Genomic DNA, 16,774 nt, shown 5'->3' with positions numbered 1-16,774 from the left:
TCACCACCCCATAATTCTAAGCACAAATGCCGTAGCAAACGCATCAACAATAATTCGAACTGAATCAACAATACCGAACTGGTGACAGGCAAAGCGTAAGTCTGACGGAAGCTTATTAAAGGCCATGTTTAACACCGTGTAGACCTCATATTCAGAAAGCAATAAAGAGGCAACGTTATAGGCCAATTCGAGCATTTGGATTTTTAGATAGATATAGAGCTTAATGAACCAAAACCATGCGTAGGTAAACAAGTCTAAAAACAAGTCAGGAATGGTAGCAAAGAAGTCGTAAATACTGCCGAAGACAGTAACAATGTAATCAAGTGCGCTGTAGAAATATTCCATGATTTATACCTTAGAGCGACCAGAGGAAAGCAAGATAAAGCCAGCTAATAGAGCTGCGATGAATAAGATAACGGTGCGAATCATATTGGTATTGGTAGAGCCTAAAGAACTGAACAAGTTGAACCCAACATCAACATTCCATCGGCTTAGGGAAAAAGTTGTGGATTCATATGAGCCGTTAGAAAATGACATATGACCGAGCTTTAAAGGGGATTCCTTTACCTTACTTTCAAGTGTTTTTTCTAGGTCATCAATTTCAGTTTTTAGATCATCAACTGCTGTGGTGAGTACAGTGTTAGTAGCGTATCCATCACCTTGCCCTGGAGCACTGAATGAACCTGATTTCCCAAAGACATCTTCAAGAACGTCTTTGATATCTCCCTTAGTGAGACCTTCACCATTATTAGAACTGCCGCCACCAGTAGAACCATCACCACCAGTAGAACCGTCACCACCAGTAGAACCGTCACCACCAGTAGAACCGTCACCACCAGTAGAACCATCACCACCAGTAGAACCATCACCGCCAGTAGAACCATCACCACCAGTAGAACCATCACCACCAGTAGAACCATCACCACCAGTAGAACCGTCACCACCAGTAGAACCATCACCGCCAGTAGAACCATCACCACCAGTAGAACCATCACCACCAGTAGAACCATCACCACCAGTAGAACCGTCACCACCAGTAGAACCATCACCGCCAGTAGAACCATCACCACCAGTAGAACCATCACCACCAGTAGAACCATCACCACCAGTAGAACCGTCACCACCAGTAGAACCGTCACCACCAGTAGAACCATCACCGCCAGTAGAGCCATCACCGCCCGATGATTCAGAACCATCACAAGAATCACCCGTGTAGGTAAAAACTCCATAGGGAGGATTAGCAGCAGGGAAAAATAAATCAGACTTAGCTTTACAAGAATTTCGACAAAGGGAGGCGACGTCCCGAGTCCCTTCAGGAAAAGTGACAGTACCTAAGCTTTGACCCTCCATTTGTTTACAAAGGGATTCACACTTGCCATCAACTAGACTAGTACCAGAAGGACAAGAGGGAACAGGTGAACCCATAAGGACAGTAGTTCGTCCTCTTTTTAATTCACATGGACCCGCCACAGTATGACCAGACAACTTAACAGCGGAGAAATTAACGGTATCACCATACTGAACACCTGCATAAAAATACTGGTCATTGGCCATAGTAACTTTACAGAGACCTGCAAAAGCATTCACTGAAAAACCGAAAAACAAGAATAGTAAAACGAGGCTATTTTTGAATAACATATAAATATAAACCCCCAATAAAAAAGGGAGCCGAAGCTCCCAATCAATCAACCTGCTATGACTCCGGTATAAACCCCATAAAGGAATGAGGCGCACGTTAAAGAGCCAAGAACAACGGAGATAATCATTACTTACGGAGCCAAGAAACAACCATACCCAGACCGAAGGCAAGAGCAGCAATACCAATCACACCAGAAGTAGTTAGCTCGACCATACCTTTACCTGCATTAACGGCAGCAGTGATAGCTGTTTCATTCGCGCTTGGGTCAGCGAACGCAGAGCCAGAAGTAAGAACGACAGAAGCAACAAGGATTTTATTGCTAACCAATTGACGTAGTTTAATCATAATAATTTTCCTAAATGGATTAACGAAAGTGTTTTAATACACGGCCTAGAACATGACCACCAACAAAGGTTGCCAAGCTCTGACCGACAACGAATTCATACAACGATTTGTCGAATTCAAGTAATGACCAATCAAATTGACCATCAACCAAGTGCGTTAACTGTTCTTTAGAGACCAAGACATACTCACAAACATCACCAGACGATTGTTGCAAAATCCCATCAATAACAGTCACGCAAATAGACATAGCACCTAGACCTAATTACTTAGCTTTCATGAAGTTATCGAAGTGCTTTTTAATTTCTTCATCGACAGGAACAAGTTTGGTCACCAAGATATCTAGAGGATCATTTGGGTTAGCACCAAAGCTCAGTTCGTAGTCACGGTTAGCAACAAAAGCGCGTGATTGGATAAGCTGACGAGCGTAAGCCACATCAATTTTCAACGCTTGTTTGTTGTAAGGGATGTCAGTCGAGTAACCGATACCCGTTTGCTGAAACTTCTCGTTATCGACTTCTTCAACGGCACGAAGAACAGACAATTCCGCAAATTCCATGTTGGATTTAGGGAAACGCTTGATAGCAATACCAGTTATTGTAGGCATATTCTTGACTCCAAAATTTCGATTTTCTGTTTAGTGTATTCGTCAGGAATGCCTAACGAGGTTTCAAAGTTTGCGCGTCTATGGTGCGTAGGAATGAGCATTCCGAATGCTTCCCCCAAGTCACCCTCAGTCATTGCAACAACTTCAGATAGAGCTTTGCCACATTGACGACGAACCCAAGCAATACGAGCGAAGAACTCAAGACCTGCTTTCTTTTTGTTAAGCTCAATCTTCATTGGTTCAGCAGGGTCGATACTGGCCGAGAAGTCACACAGACCAGCAAAGGCCGAAGCAGGCGAGGCGAGTAGTGCCAAATCGCACTTCTTCAATTCCACTTCATTGCGGTACCAAATTACTTCAGGGTCAGCGATGTTTTGCTCAAACTTCTTGTTGTACACACGCCAGTAGATTGCAGAGGTACGAGAGCCAACAAGAACGGCTTCCTCTGATAATTCACCGGATTGTGAAACGCGCTTATGAGGAACCATTGTGGGACCACGACCACGAGAAGCAGTGCGAAATGCTCCCTCATAAAAACATTTCTCAGCATACTTACAGTCAAAGATTCCGGTGTAGTCATCCACACAGAGATCTAAACGGGCTAGGCGAGTGATACCCAAAAGTGACAACCACCAGTGCACCTTTTTGTGTGTGGTGAAGTCGAACAACTTAGCGCAACCCGTACCATTGATTTGCACGTAAACCGTATCGTTATTACCGCCAACACCAACCAAGCCACATTCAACCGTTCCCGTAGAATCGTAAATCACCATTGAATCTTCATAGCCATGTAAGCCACGGCCACGCATCGGAGAGATACGGAAGTTAAAGACTTTAGACATGAACTCATCAAACCTATCGGCTAAAACCTTGCGACATTTGTTACGGTGTGACTCAATTGATTTCTCTATCGCTTCTGGTGAGTTAAGGCGACCGTTGACGCTTCTCTTTTTAAACTCAGGAAACTGCATATTGATAAAGTCTTGTTCGTTCGAGCTGTCTAAGTGTCTAAGCGAGCCGTACGAAAACGAAAAGGCTAGGTGATCCACTTGAACCGGACGAATCTCATCATGAAACTTATGTGGTTTTTTAGATGGCATGGAAAACACCTTTAACCAAAAGCTCTTGGTAGTTCTCATCAGTGATTTCGACAATCTGAAATGACACCATGCCGTAATGAACTTCCATGAATTGGAAGAACTCACGCTGAGTCTTAAAGAAGTTGTGACCCCAAGGAAAATAAGCGTTGATGCCGTGATTGGGTTCGTTGTCGAAGTAGATTGAATCCATGATTATTTACCAACAAACAAAGGAGTCGTGAGATCTAAAGGCTCTTCAAGCAGGCCTTTAACAACATGAACAGAAAACGTTTTTCCTTTAGATGTAAGGATGTCGCAAACTTCACGAACATCATCTGACAGAGCTTCGGACGTGAAGAACTTTGAACCCGCAATATGCCAAGCCGTTTTAACATGCTGACGTTTACCAAAACCGCAAAAGAATCGAGTGCCTGATTTGGTTTGAACAGTAATGACTAGAGCCGATGATGTATTCATGATTAACGCTCCAAACCATAGAACGAGCAGAACTGTTCAAGCTCTTGGTCGTTATCAAACGTAAGCGTGAAAGAGTCTTCAGAGTTATAAAGCGGATTCTTATAGCTGACAGTGTGGAAAAGTTCTTCACCGATAGTGCGTTGGCCAAACTCAAGTTCGCTAACAAGGAACTCAAAGCAGATTTCTAGTGGTGAGTTATGAAGAGACACGGACGCGTGTGTGAAATCTGGGTAGTTAGAGAAGCTAACGTGTTCAGATTTGAGCACAGAGCCGTATTGAATCGATTCAACTGTAAACATAACAACCACCTTGACTGATTATTGAGAATTGGAGTGACCATCTAAGCCGAGCTATAAGCGTCAAGGGCAAACAGCCCAAACCTAGACAGTCAAATTTGATTAACCAAATTTGGTTATCGGAGAGAAGCATATACACCAGATTTGGTTAGTGCAAGACACCAAAAATGGTTAGCAATAAGCTATGATTGAAGAAACGGAGGATTTGCCATGTACCAAAATAAACTGTTAGACGCCTACAAACAGGCTCAAAATTACGTACAAGACAAACAAATAGCGCACGATATGAATATACCTCAGCAAAGAATCAGTGATTTCCGCAAAGGTCGTCGCTATCTAACTGATTCACAGGCAGTTTTTTTAGCAGAGAAAGCAAAATTAGACCCGCAGATCGCGTTGATAGGTTTGCACGCTGACCGCAACGAAAATCCAGAGATTAAGCAGCTATGGGAACACATGGCAAAAAAGTTTGACGGGCTAGGATTATCAGGTATTTCAATGGCTTGTGGTGGATTGGCGTTATGGATGGTGCCTACTCAAGAAGCCTTAGCTCAGTGCGTATTATGTATATTATGTTAAATTGGTTTTGGTGTTTATAATGCAGGTATCTTTGTGTGATGCCCTGCCTCTTGTTTATCTACCAAATTAGCGTTCTATTTAACAGTGAGGCTATTTACCATAAAATACCTAATAAACATATATCCTAATCTTCGATTAAGAATACGTTTATTAGATTTCAAGCATTAATCGATCAATAGCCTCTGTGATCTCTTTGGTTCTTACTGGTTTGGTAACGAAATCATTCATACCTACATCTAAGCACGAACATTTATCTTCTAATGATGTGTGTGCTGTTAGCGCGACGATTGGCGTTTTGATGTTCGCGTCTCTCATGTATTTAGTTGTCGTTAGGCCATCCATTACTGGCATAGACACATCCATCAAGATAATGTCTATCGAGTCGTTTCCTCTTTCAACAAAGCCAATTGCTTCTTCACCGTTACTTGCGATGAAAACTTCGTGGCCTTGTCGCGTTAGAATCAATTTAATCACCATTTGATTTGTAGGATTGTCTTCGACAACTAAAACTGAATAGCGGCTTCTGAGTTCTCTTGAAGATTTGTCTTCTTCACAGTGAGCTAGATTGTTCGTGACTCTGGTAAGCACTGGTAACTGTACTTCGAATTTAGAGCCTTTACCTGGCTCACTTTCTACAGATATGCGTCCTCGCATCAATTCTACCAGTCGTTTGGTTATCGCCAGGCCTAAACCGGTACCACCAAATCTGCGTGTGATTGTGCTATCAGCTTGCACGAATGGGCTGAATAGCGACGAAAGTTGTTGTGAGCTAATGCCAATCCCGGTGTCTTCTACTGTTATATAGAATGAGCTCTGCAGGTATTTGATAGAAACATGGACATGCCCACGCTCAGTAAATTTAATCGCGTTGCCAATCAGGTTAAATAGGATCTGTGCCAAGCGGCTTGGATCGATGTAATGAAGTTCACCTTCAGGGATATCGCTGGTTACCGTTAGCGCCAACCCTTTATCGTCTGCTGTCTTCTTTTGTTCAGACAATACAAACGTTACAGTGTCTCTTACGTTGCTCCATTGAGGCGCAAGCGAAAAACATCCTGACTCGATCTTAGAAAAGTCCAATACATCACTGATAATTGCCAGTAGAAGCTCAGATGATGTGCTCATATTAAGCAGTATAGACTGTTGTTCGTCGTTCAGAGGTGTGGATTTTAGGGCGTCTATCAAGCCAATGATGGCATTTAGCGGTGTTCTTAATTCATGACTCATCATTGCGAGGAATTCAGACTTGGCCTTGTTGGCTCTTTCTGCGTCTTTTCTTGCTGTGACAAGCTCTGCTGTACGCTCTCGAACGGTTGCTTCAAGCTTTTCTTTGTTTTCAATATCGAAAACAGCACGCTCAATCAGTGGTCTAAATCGGTTTAGGGTTGCTTTGGTTTCAACACTAAAGTGCTTGGTATTGGAGTGGATAAAGATGATGACGGATTGTGTTAGTCCGCTATCGATACCAGTAATTAGAACAGAGTTGATTTGATCGAGGATAATGGGATGTAAGGAATTGAATTCACCCAGAGACTTTGGTTCAAAAAGGATGGCGCATTCTCCATTGATCACTCGAGATAGCTTGCCACAATCACTCCAATTCATTTGTTCGAAGACTTTGTTATTGGTTAACAGGGTTTTGAAATTGCCTTCGTTCCCTACCCTAGATATTACGATAAAGTCATCAAATTTAATGTATTTTTTGAGCACAAATTCAAGACTATAAAATATCTCAGATATGTTACTTGCCTTACTGATCGCAGAGATGGTTGATAAGATCACCCTGTTCTCTTCAGCCAGTTTTCGCTCACGGGCTTTTAGTTTTTGCAGTTCAATACGTGCTTCTTGCAGCGCTTCTTGACCTTCAGAGCCCATTATTTTTTCAACCTATAAAACGTTGCAGACGATACCATTAAATTTCCGTGCGCACTTTCACCGCCAGATAACCTTCCTTGTTCACCAAAGGTGAATGGGCATATGTATGGGAGTCCGTTAAGTGCTTGATTTATTTGATCGCATACTTCGTCCATATCTTGCTTAAGGTTCAACATTGGACCTGCACAGAAGATGTTGATCGCACCTAGTTTCTCTTCTAAATCCATGTCGTTGTAGTAAGAAGAGTGAATAATATTAGCGGCACGGCTTATCAATTGCTGTTTAGAGCCCTGCATCAAATAAATGGTGTCGCCTTCACTGATATCTGTGAATAGCTCGATTCCATTGCACTCTGTTTCTCTGATTGAGTGGGACAATTTGAAATATGGGTAGTCGTATGAAGAGCCAACTTTTCGCCCTAGCGGATACACGGACGACTTTTCGAATATATAGCCATCATCACTACCACCTAGATGGAAATTGGTCCATTCGTTATAAACGGTGACGGCTGGTCTATGGTCAATCTCCAACAATATTCGGTTTCTTACTTTAGTCACGGTCCCAGAATAGCGAGTGGGCGTATGGCCTGCACTAAAAGACGAATAGATGGACTGAGAAGCAAATACCACAGTTAAAGATACGCCATTGATAGAGAGTGACTCTTCGGTAAAGATACTCCAGTTTCCAGAAACCTGATTGTCCGCCGCGCTGCCACCAATAACAGGTACCTCAGTACCAAACTTCTTATCGATAGCCGCCATGACCTTCTCTTCATTGCCTGGAGTGGAATGCAGTAAGATAAGATCAGGGATTTCACCTTCTCGGTTGGCGTTCTTAAGTGCTTTATCGATGGCGCTGAAGGTGCTTTGGTTTATGGAGTCGCTAAAGTGCTCGATACCCGTACCATAGGCGTTGATCCCGGAGTCATAGATGATGAGTACGCCTATCACTGGGCCGGAGTGGAACCCAGTTTCGGTCATAATGCCGTGACAAGTGGTGCAGCCATGTATTGGGGTGTTAGGGAGAGCATCTACGAAATATCTCTGCACAGCGAGTGTTGAGTACTCTTCTGTGCAGTAGCAAATAAGACAGGCAATATCGTCAGGGTTTTCTACCCCATTGAGCAACTCATCTACTGCGATTTTATCGTCTAGGGAATAAGAGACTTTTGATAGAAATTTCATAGATTCCGGGAAACTTTATTAATGTCCTCTTTATAACACTTTAATGCATGGTGTTTCACTGATTTGGTACATATTTCTATCAAAAGAACCGAGGCGTGACTCAGTTTTACCTCTATTACTCTTTAGAAAGGTTTACGGAAAACGTGCTTATCTGTTGTGGAAATGTAACTGTTATTGAGGAGGTCTTATCATTAGTTTGTAACAGCCAATTCGAAGGCCCTTTTTCTTCTAGAATTCCGCTCTCATTGTAGCTAATGATAAATTTGCCAGTTTTAGATGTTTCGATTGAATACCCTGAACTATCGCCCGAAATTAAAACATTATGATTATCAATACCAAATTCACACGGTTTTGAAATTATACAGCTTACTGTTTCGTTATTGTCGTATGTTACTGTTCTCCAAGTAAATGCCGCTATTAAAATAACCAACATGCCGATAATTTGTACGAGCCTGCCCTTTGTTAGCTTTTGTGCCGCCATTATAATCTTTACTCCTTGTTACAAAGTTCAAAGTTTTTAAATAAAAACCCAATTCCAGACCAAGCGTAAGGTTACTACTCTGTCATTGATTTGTTAATTCAAGTATAGTGTCGCGTTGAAAATGCCACTTTTTTTCAAAATCAGCAAGTGGAAATAAAGCCCTGAATAGGCTGAATTTCCTTTTCTAATTTGGGTGGCATTACGACGTGAGTCGTGTTGGAAGTAAAGTGTAGTAAATAAGAAATTGGAAGCATGCAAATGAGCCAAGAAAAGCAGCTTGAACAAAACTACAACTATACGGTCGTCCGTCAATTTACCCTCGTTACAATTTTGTGGGGTATTGTCGGTATGGGCGTTGGTGTTTTGATTGCCGCTCAATTAGTTTGGCCACAGCTAAACTTTGATACGCCGTGGTTGACGTACAGTCGTTTACGTCCCCTGCATACTAATGCGGTTATTTTTGCGTTCGGTACAAGTGCGCTGTTTGCAACATCATATTATGTTGTGCAACGTACCTGTCAGACGCGTCTCTTTGGTGGCCCTCTCGTAGCCTTTACCTTTTGGGGTTGGCAAGCGATTATCCTGTCCGCTGCAATTACTTTACCGTTAGGTTTAACCTCTGGTAAAGAATATGCAGAACTTGAATGGCCAATCGATATTGCTATTACTCTTGTGTGGGTAGCTTACGCAGTCGTGTTCTTTGGAACCATGATTAAACGTAGGACATCGCACATTTATGTAGCAAACTGGTTCTTCGGAGCCTTCATCATCACGGTTGCCGTGTTGCACATCGTTAACAGCTTAGCTGTTCCTGTATCTGCGTTTAAATCTTACTCGATTTATGCAGGTGCAATTGATGCAATGGTGCAATGGTGGTACGGACACAATGCGGTAGGCTTCCTATTGACAGCTGGTTTCCTAGGTATGATGTATTACTTCGTTCCTAAACAAGCTGGTCGCCCTGTTTACTCTTACCGTTTGTCGATTGTTCACTTCTGGGCTCTTGTGTCACTGTATATCTGGGCTGGTCCACACCACCTACACTACACTGCGCTTCCAGACTGGACTCAGTCTCTAGGTATGGTTATGTCATTGGTTCTGTTTGCTCCGTCTTGGGGTGGCATGATCAACGGTATTATGACTCTATCTGGTGCGTGGCATAAGCTTCGCTACGACCCAATCCTACGTTTCCTAATCGTTTCTCTATCATTCTACGGCATGTCGACTTTCGAAGGCCCTATGATGGCAATTAAAACGGTTAACGCACTATCTCACTACACGGACTGGACTATCGGTCACGTTCACTCTGGTGCGTTAGGTTGGGTTGCTATGGTTTCTATCGGTTCGGTTTACCACTTAGTTCCTAAACTATTTGGTCAAGAGCGTATGTACTCTGTATCCCTAATCAATGTTCACTTCTGGTTAGCAACGATTGGTACGGTTTTCTACATTGTTGCAATGTGGATTTCTGGTGTGATGCAAGGTCTGATGTGGCGCGCAGTTAACTCTGACGGTACATTGACTTACAGCTTCGTAGAGTCTGTAGAAGCTTCTTACCCGTTCTACTTTGTACGTTTCTTAGGTGGTCTTATCTTCCTATCTGGTATGTTCTTACTGGCATACAACACGTACAAAACTGTTTCTGCACCTAAAGATAGCCTTAAAGCTATCCCTCAACCGGCTTAAGGAGATTTAGAATGAGCTCAAATTCAAATAATCGCCATGAGTTGGTCGAGAAAAACGTTGGTCTACTCGCGATCTTAATTGTTATCGCAATCAGCTTTGGTGCTTTAGTAGAAATCACCCCGCTTATTTTCCAAAAGCAAACGACTGAACCTGTAGAAAACCTACGTGTTTACTCTGCTCTGGAAATGGAAGGTCGTGATATTTACATTCGTGAAGGTTGTAACGTATGTCACAGCCAAATGATTCGTCCTTTCCGCTCTGAAACTGAACGTTACGGTCACTACTCTGTAGCTGGCGAAAGTGTTTGGGAACATCCATTCCTATGGGGTTCTAAGCGTACTGGCCCAGATCTAGCGCGTGTTGGTGATCGTTACTCTGATGAGTGGCACCGTGTTCACCTTCTCGACCCTCGCGAACTTGTTCCTGAATCAAACATGCCTGGTTTCCCATGGCTTGCTGAGAATGTACTTGATGGCAAATTGACTAAGCAGAAGCTTGAAATCTTCCGTAATCAATTTGGTGTTCCTTACACAGACGAACAAATTGCTAACGCTAAACAAGATGTTGAAGGAAAAACAGAGATGGATGCAATCATCGCTTACCTTCAATCGCTTGGCCACGCAATGAAATAAGGAATAATTATGGACATTATTACATTTCAAAGTGTTTGGACTGTTACTGTTTTTGCTTGTTTCATCGGCATCGTTTGGTGGGCTTTCGGTAAAAATCGTAAGTCGCGCTTCGACGAAGATGCAAACCTAGTGTTCGCTGATGAAGCACCTGCGAAAGATAAAAATCAAGGAGTGACGAAGTAATGAGTACATTCTGGAGTATTTGGGTAACAGTCATCACAATCGGTACGCTGATTGGCTGTGCAGCCTTACTTCGTTGGTGTTCCAACGATAAAACAGGTGTAGAAGAAGGTCATGACATGGGCCATGAATACGATGGTATTCGTGAGCTTAATAACCCACTACCTAAATGGTGGACATACCTTTTCGTTAGCACAATTGTGTTTGCAGCTGTTTATCTTGCTCTATACCCAGGCCTTGGCAACTTTAAAGGTCTACTAGGTTGGACGAGTTCAAACCAAACAGTTCGTAGCGTAGAAGAGTCTCGCTCTGCAATCGCTGCAGCTCAAGCTAACAAACAGTTAGATGAGTACGCAAAAGAGCTTGATGACGCGAACACTTACTTTGGCGAAGCATTTAAGAAGCTAGCTCATGATGAGAACGGTCTTCGTTCTGTTCCTGACATTGCATCAGATGCTGACGCAATCAAAGTTGGTCAACGCTTGTTCCTGCAAAACTGTTCTCAGTGTCATGGTTCTGATGCTCGTGGTCAAAAGGGCTTCCCTAACTTGACTGACGATGCATGGCTATATGGCGGTGAACCACAAGCGATCGTTACTACCATCATGCATGGTCGTGTCGGTCAAATGCCAGCGTGGAAAGATGCACTTGGCGAAGAAGGCGTTAAAGAAGTGGTTAGCTACACTCTTAGCCTTTCTGGTCGTAGCGTGAACGTACGTGAAGCAGAAGCTGGTAAAGCACGTTTCGTAGTGTGTGCTGCGTGTCATGGTACAGATGGTAAGGGTAACCCTGCTGTTGGTGCTCCTGACCTAACAGACCGCGATTGGTTGTTTGGCGATTCTCGTGCTGATGTAACTGAAACAGTAATGAACGGTCGTTCTGGTGTAATGCCGGCTTGGAAGGACATCCTCGGCGAGGATAAGGTACAGCTCGTCGCTGCCTACGTCTGGAGCCTCAGCAACTCAGATAAAGAGTAACATAATAATAACAGCCCCTTCTTAAGGGGCTGTCTTTCTTTTACAGTTATAACCTTAAGTGTTTGTAAAAATTAGTTTTATTTCATTGGATATATTGAGAATAATAATATGGTACAACCTTGGTATAAGCAGTTTTGGCCGTGGTTTTTGATCTTCCTAACCGTTGGCGTTTCTATGCTAACATTGGTTCGAGTCGCGATACTTACCAACCATTCAGTTAACGTTGTCACTGAAGATTACTATAAAAAAGGTAAAGGTATTAATGTCGACATTTCAAAAGTAAACGTTGCTAAAAAGCTTGGCCTATCAGCTTCAGTTAGCGAGAAAGGTAACTCAGTTATCATTACCCTAGACAAAGGCAAGCTAGACCACTTCCCTGCTATTAGCGCAATGTTCGTGCACCGAACGCTCCCTGACCGTGATTTTACTCAGCTACTGACCGCTGATGCGAGCGGCAACTACACGTTGACTCTGGACCATGAAATGCAAGGTCCATGGTTTATTGAGCTTTCTCCGCATGATTCTGAATGGTTAGTGCAAGGTCGCATGAACTTCCCAATTGATACTCCTACTCAACTAACGAACTAAAGCTTATGTGTGAATCCTGTTATCACTGCGGTGAAGATGTACCAGCGGAAACGGATTTTAAAGTAGAAATCTTAGGATCGGTTCGACCGATGTGTTGTCCAGGTTGCGAAACCGTAGCCCAGACAATCGTTGATAGCGGTTTGGTCTCTTATTACCAATATCGTACCGCTCCGGCTGAAAAAGCGGATCTAATTCCAGAGCAACTTCTGGCACTCAGTCATTACGACAACGAAGATGTTCAATTGGAGTTCGTCCGTAACTCTGAAAATACTTCTGAAGTGACATTGTCACTAGAAGGTGTCTCTTGTGCTGCTTGTGCATGGCTTATTGAGAAGCAAGTCTCTTCAAAGTTAGGGGTTGTTAGTATTCGTGTTAATACCACGACTAACCGCGCCCTGCTCAGCTGGGACAACACTCAGGCTAAACTGAGCGAGCTGTTGTCTGCAATCCATACCCTAGGCTACAAAGCCGCTCCATTCGAGGCTGATCAACAAGAAGCCGCCTATCATCGATCGATGAAGAATTATCTCTATCGTCTTGGTATTGCTGGTTTAGCGACCATGCAAGTCATGATGTTAGCTGTAGCGCTCTACCTCGAAGTGTTTGGCAGCCTTGAACCTGAATTCAAAAGTTACTTCCGTTGGGTAAGTTTGATCTTCGCAACACCTGTTCTCCTATACTCTGCGTTACCTTTCTATATTAATGCGTGGCGCAGTATTAAAGGCCGAACATTGGGTATGGATGTACCCGTTTCGATCGCTCTGCTATTTGCTTACGTTGCGAGTTTAGTGGCAACAGTGACAGAGCAAGGTGAAGTGTTCTTTGAATCTATCTCGATGTTCACCTTCTTCTTGTTGCTTGGCCGTTTCCTTGAGATGCGCGCGCGTCGTAAAGCTGCAGCAGCTAGCGGTAACCTGCTTAAGCTCGTTCCTGCGATGGCGACAACGCTAGACGGTGAGCAAGTACCGGTAAAAACCTTAAAAGTTGGCGACCAGATTCGCGTTCTACCGGGTGAACATATTCCCGCAGATGGCAAAGTATTGTCTGGCAGAATTCATATCGATGAATCCATGCTGACTGGCGAATCTATCCATGTGGTTAAGAATGAAGGTGATACGGTCTTTGCTGGCACACTGAATGGTGATGAATCGTTTGAATTGGAAGTGATGACCTCTAAAGCGGATTCGGTTATTTCTAATATCGTTCGTCTTCAAGATGAAGCTCAATTGTCTAAACCCCGAATTGCTGAAATCGCCGATGTGGTGGCTCGATACTTTGTCGCGGTTATCTTAATCATTTCATTCGGGACTTGGTTCTACTGGCATCAAACACGACCAGAAGACGCTTTCTGGATCATGCTTTCAGTATTAGTAGCGACCTGCCCTTGCGCTCTGTCTCTTGCGACGCCGACCGCGATTACTTGCTCAACTTCTCGCATGGGTAACTTCGGTATCTTGCTGCGCAAAGGTCACGTATTTGAAACCTTATGCAAGGTAAACCACTTAATCATCGATAAAACGGGCACTCTGACTGAAGGTGATATTCGTATCAGTAAAGTTGAGACGTTTGCTGACCTTGATAAAGACACTTGTTTGCAAGTTGCAGCAAGCCTAGAGCAACACGCTAACCACCCTATCGCTAAAGCGTTCAAAACTTATATTTCTGATGATATCGAAGTGGAGTCGGTAAACAACGTGATTGGCTCGGGCATTACTGGCGAGTTGAATGGGCGAGAAGTGGCGATTGGTAGCAGCGAGTTCATTCTAGGTGAAGCTCAGCCATCTGAAAGTAACGGTATTTACTTGTCGATGTCTGGTCGTCATATTGCAACATTCACTTATGAAGATCCGATTCGTAAAGAAAGTATCGAGTTCATTAAGCAATTCAAAGAAGCGGGAATCAAAACCACGCTGCTGACTGGCGACTCTTTGATTAATGCGAAGCCTGTTGCAGCAGAGATTGGTATTACTGACATTGTTGCTAACGCGAAGCCGGAAGACAAGCTGGCTTATTTAAACTCTAGAGACGCAAGTGACATCACCATGATGGTTGGTGACGGTATCAATGACGCCCCTATTCTGGCCGGTGCTCACCTGTCTGTTGCTATGGGCGGCGGTACTGATGTGGCGAAAGCCTCTGCGGATATGGTGCTATTGGGTGATAAGCTCGATAGATTACTTAAGTCCCGTACTTTGGCGCTAAAAACGCGTAGGATAATCCGTGAAAACCTAGCTTGGTCACTAGGGTATAACTTACTTATTCTTCCTTTGGCTGTCGCAGGTTTGGTTGCTCCATACATTGCCGTTGTTGGCATGTCTGCTAGCTCTATTATTGTAGTATCTAACTCGTTAAGGCTTTTAAAAGAGCAAGGTAAATAATGGAAAGTTTATACATACTCATTCCAATTGCGATCGTACTTGTATGTATCGCGGTTGGAATCTTTCTATGGGCAGTGAAGAGCGAGCAGTTTGAAGACCTTGAACGCCAAGGCCATAACATTCTGTTTGATGAAGATACTAATGTTCATCATCATTCTGATAGTAAACCTGTCAAGAATGAGAAAGCTAACGTAGAAAGCCAAACTAACTTAGACAAAAAGAACGATGACGCCTGATTGGATTGGCGCTTTTGTTGTTGGATTGATCGGCGCAGGCCATTGCATGGGAATGTGTGGTGGTATTGCGTCGCTTCTTTCGATTGGCAACAGTAAACCTTCCCCTGTCATTCCCCTGCTTTATAACTTAGGGCGCTTGTTAAGCTATGCTGTGATTGGCGGTGTTATTGGTGGTGCAATCTCTTCGATAGGTCAGCTGAGCGATTTTAATGCTCTGCTGGGCTGGCTGCGTTTGTTTGCTGCTGGTTTTATGATCGTCTTAGGTTTGTATATTGGTAAATGGTGGTTTGGCTTGTTGTTCTTTGAAAAAGTTGGACAGAAGTTATGGCGCTATATCTCTCCTTTAGGCAAATCATTTCTACCATTGAAGCACCCTAGCCATGCTTTACCTTTTGGTTTTATCTGGGGTTGGCTTCCATGTGGTCTTGTTTACTCAATGCTAACGTGGGCGGCAGTGTCAGGAAGTTGGTATAACGGAGCGGGTATCATGCTTGCTTTCGGTTTAGGTACTCTTCCAGCGATGCTCACGGTTGGAATGGGCGCCAATTTCCTCAAAAAACTGCAACAAGCTGACTTATTTCGCCAGTTTGGCGCAATTTTAATCCTTATTTACGGCTTCTATACCGGTTATATGGCGCTACAGCTCATTATTTATACCGTATAGCGGAGTCTTTAATCCGGTTTTTTTACTACCCTTTAGGATTAAGGAATGCTAAAATATTGACGTATATCAAATAGTGAAAGATTGTTATGATTTCTGAAAAGCCTGTGACGAAACGAGTTCAGTCTGGTGGCTGTGCGATCCACTGCCAAGATTGTAGTATTAGCCAACTCTGTATCCCATTTACTTTGAATGAATCTGAGCTAGATCAACTTGATCAGATCATTGAAAGAAAGAAACCTATTCAAAAAGGCCAAGAGCTATTTAAAGCGGGAGACGAACTTAAGTCTCTTTATGCTATTCGCTCTGGAACGATTAAAAGCTATACGATTACCGAGCAAGGTGATGAGCAGATTACTGCATTCCACTTAGCGGGCGATCTTGTTGGCTTTGACGCGATCACGGGTGATGAACACCCTAGTTTCGCTCAAGCTTTGGAAACTTCTATGGTATGTGAAATTCCATATGAGATTCTCGATGACTTATCAGGGAAAATGCCTAAATTGCGTCAGCAGATTATGCGTTTGATGAGTAATGAGATTAAAGGTGACCAGGAAATGATTCTGCTTCTTTCTAAAAAGAACGCGGAAGAGCGCCTTGCGGCATTCCTTTACAACCTTTCAACTCGCTTCTCTCAGCGTGGTTTCAGCCCTCGTGAGTTTCGCTTAACGATGACTCGTGGCGATATTGGTAACTACCTTGGCTTGACTGTTGAAACAATCAGCCGTCTGTTAGGTCGTTTCCAAAAAGCGGACATCTTGAGCGTTAAAGGCAAATACATCACTATCGAAGATCACGATGCGTTGATGGAACTTGCTGGCGTTTCAAAAGAATAGTCTAGATATCAATGATGTAGTTCAATAATGAGCTACATCAT

Annotated in this window: 22 protein-coding genes; 10 read left to right on the top strand and 12 right to left on the bottom strand. The window is 43.3% G+C overall.

Annotated features, from left to right (window positions below; all coding sequences use genetic code 11):
* The 9 genes from NX845_RS03525 to NX845_RS03485 all read right to left on the bottom strand — a co-directional run bounded on the left by NX845_RS03525 (position 1) and on the right by NX845_RS03485 (position 4,443).
* Positions 1-345 (bottom strand): hypothetical protein, encoded by a 345-nt coding sequence (locus tag NX845_RS03525; RefSeq protein ID WP_260256530.1) that lies wholly within the window; start codon positions 343-345, stop codon positions 1-3.
* A gap of 3 nt (positions 346-348) precedes the next feature.
* Positions 349-1,554 carry a hypothetical protein gene (locus tag NX845_RS03520; protein WP_260256529.1) on the bottom strand — a complete coding sequence of 402 codons (1,206 nt, stop codon included), beginning with the start codon at positions 1,552-1,554 and terminating at the stop codon, positions 349-351.
* A 211-nt stretch (positions 1,555-1,765) separates the two neighbouring features.
* A complete protein-coding gene (locus NX845_RS03515; RefSeq protein WP_260256528.1) occupies positions 1,766-1,984 on the bottom strand; it encodes a hypothetical protein in 219 nt (72 codons plus the stop codon).
* Between the two features lie 19 nt (positions 1,985-2,003).
* Positions 2,004-2,231, bottom strand: a complete 228-nt coding sequence (locus tag NX845_RS03510; protein ID WP_019350627.1) for a hypothetical protein — start codon at positions 2,229-2,231, stop codon at positions 2,004-2,006.
* A 15-nt stretch (positions 2,232-2,246) separates the two neighbouring features.
* A complete protein-coding gene (locus tag NX845_RS03505) occupies positions 2,247-2,588 on the bottom strand; it encodes a DUF1293 family protein (RefSeq protein ID WP_019350628.1) in 342 nt (113 codons plus the stop codon).
* Positions 2,576-3,688 carry a replication initiation factor domain-containing protein gene (locus tag NX845_RS03500; protein WP_020699818.1) on the bottom strand — a complete coding sequence of 371 codons (1,113 nt, stop codon included), beginning with the start codon at positions 3,686-3,688 and terminating at the stop codon, positions 2,576-2,578. Before NX845_RS03500 ends, NX845_RS03505 begins: the two co-directional genes overlap by 13 nt.
* On the bottom strand, positions 3,678-3,878 hold the full coding sequence (locus tag NX845_RS03495) for a hypothetical protein (protein ID WP_020699819.1): 201 nt from the start codon (positions 3,876-3,878) through the stop codon (positions 3,678-3,680). Before NX845_RS03495 ends, NX845_RS03500 begins: the two co-directional genes overlap by 11 nt.
* A gap of 2 nt (positions 3,879-3,880) precedes the next feature.
* Positions 3,881-4,144, bottom strand: coding sequence for a hypothetical protein (locus NX845_RS03490; protein ID WP_102441572.1), 264 nt, complete (start codon positions 4,142-4,144; stop codon positions 3,881-3,883).
* Between the two features lie 2 nt (positions 4,145-4,146).
* Entirely contained in the window at positions 4,147-4,443 is a 297-nt protein-coding gene (locus tag NX845_RS03485) for a hypothetical protein (protein ID WP_102314436.1), read from the bottom strand.
* A 207-nt stretch (positions 4,444-4,650) separates the two neighbouring features.
* Between NX845_RS03485 and NX845_RS03480 the strand changes: the two genes are divergently transcribed.
* The gene (locus NX845_RS03480; protein ID WP_260256527.1) at positions 4,651-5,019 is read left to right on the top strand and encodes a DUF3693 domain-containing protein; all 369 of its coding nucleotides are present in this window, start codon (positions 4,651-4,653) and stop codon (positions 5,017-5,019) included.
* Between the two features lie 150 nt (positions 5,020-5,169).
* On the opposite strand, the gene NX845_RS03475 is transcribed toward NX845_RS03480, so the two are convergent.
* The 3 genes from NX845_RS03475 to NX845_RS03465 form a co-directional block, all read right to left on the bottom strand.
* Positions 5,170-6,894: an ATP-binding protein gene (locus NX845_RS03475; RefSeq protein WP_065682435.1), complete on the bottom strand. Its 1,725-nt coding sequence runs from the start codon at positions 6,892-6,894 to the stop codon at positions 5,170-5,172.
* Entirely contained in the window at positions 6,894-8,078 is a 1,185-nt protein-coding gene (locus NX845_RS03470) for an FIST signal transduction protein (RefSeq protein ID WP_004733673.1), read from the bottom strand. The genes NX845_RS03475 and NX845_RS03470 overlap by 1 nt, the downstream gene beginning before the upstream one ends.
* 115 nt (positions 8,079-8,193) lie before the next feature.
* Positions 8,194-8,559 (bottom strand): hypothetical protein, encoded by a 366-nt coding sequence (locus tag NX845_RS03465; protein ID WP_004733675.1) that lies wholly within the window; start codon positions 8,557-8,559, stop codon positions 8,194-8,196.
* A gap of 258 nt (positions 8,560-8,817) precedes the next feature.
* Between NX845_RS03465 and ccoN the strand changes: the two genes are divergently transcribed.
* The 9 genes from ccoN (at position 8,818) to NX845_RS03420 (ending at position 16,733) form a co-directional block, all read left to right on the top strand.
* The gene (gene ccoN, locus NX845_RS03460; protein WP_032497766.1) at positions 8,818-10,245 is read left to right on the top strand and encodes a cytochrome-c oxidase, cbb3-type subunit I; all 1,428 of its coding nucleotides are present in this window, start codon (positions 8,818-8,820) and stop codon (positions 10,243-10,245) included.
* A gap of 11 nt (positions 10,246-10,256) precedes the next feature.
* Entirely contained in the window at positions 10,257-10,877 is a 621-nt protein-coding gene (gene ccoO / locus NX845_RS03455; protein ID WP_004733677.1) for a cytochrome-c oxidase, cbb3-type subunit II, read from the top strand.
* Positions 10,878-10,886: 9 nt separating this feature from the next.
* Positions 10,887-11,060 (top strand): CcoQ/FixQ family Cbb3-type cytochrome c oxidase assembly chaperone, encoded by a 174-nt coding sequence (locus NX845_RS03450; protein ID WP_004733679.1) that lies wholly within the window; start codon positions 10,887-10,889, stop codon positions 11,058-11,060.
* Positions 11,060-12,034, top strand: coding sequence for a cytochrome-c oxidase, cbb3-type subunit III (gene ccoP / locus NX845_RS03445; RefSeq protein WP_004733681.1), 975 nt, complete (start codon positions 11,060-11,062; stop codon positions 12,032-12,034). The genes NX845_RS03450 and ccoP overlap by 1 nt, the downstream gene beginning before the upstream one ends.
* Before the next feature lie 108 nt (positions 12,035-12,142).
* Complete coding sequence (locus NX845_RS03440) at positions 12,143-12,622, top strand: FixH family protein (protein ID WP_004733683.1); 480 nt, start codon at positions 12,143-12,145, stop codon at positions 12,620-12,622.
* A gap of 5 nt (positions 12,623-12,627) precedes the next feature.
* Positions 12,628-15,000 carry a heavy metal translocating P-type ATPase metal-binding domain-containing protein gene (locus NX845_RS03435; protein ID WP_065682434.1) on the top strand — a complete coding sequence of 791 codons (2,373 nt, stop codon included), beginning with the start codon at positions 12,628-12,630 and terminating at the stop codon, positions 14,998-15,000.
* A complete protein-coding gene (ccoS, locus tag NX845_RS03430; RefSeq protein WP_004733686.1) occupies positions 15,000-15,236 on the top strand; it encodes a cbb3-type cytochrome oxidase assembly protein CcoS in 237 nt (78 codons plus the stop codon). Before NX845_RS03435 ends, ccoS begins: the two co-directional genes overlap by 1 nt.
* Complete coding sequence (locus tag NX845_RS03425) at positions 15,226-15,900, top strand: sulfite exporter TauE/SafE family protein (RefSeq protein ID WP_004733688.1); 675 nt, start codon at positions 15,226-15,228, stop codon at positions 15,898-15,900. Before ccoS ends, NX845_RS03425 begins: the two co-directional genes overlap by 11 nt.
* Positions 15,901-15,986: 86 nt before the next feature.
* Complete coding sequence (locus NX845_RS03420; RefSeq protein WP_004733691.1) at positions 15,987-16,733, top strand: FNR family transcription factor; 747 nt, start codon at positions 15,987-15,989, stop codon at positions 16,731-16,733.
* Positions 16,734-16,774: the final 41 nt, after the last annotated feature.

The sequence above is a fragment of the Vibrio sp. NC2 genome, assembly GCF_025195005.1.
GTDB classification, from domain to species: Bacteria; Pseudomonadota; Gammaproteobacteria; order Enterobacterales; family Vibrionaceae; genus Vibrio; species Vibrio splendidus.
The sequence above is the reverse complement of the archived record's forward strand: the minus strand, read 5'-3'. Positions and strand labels throughout refer to the sequence as shown.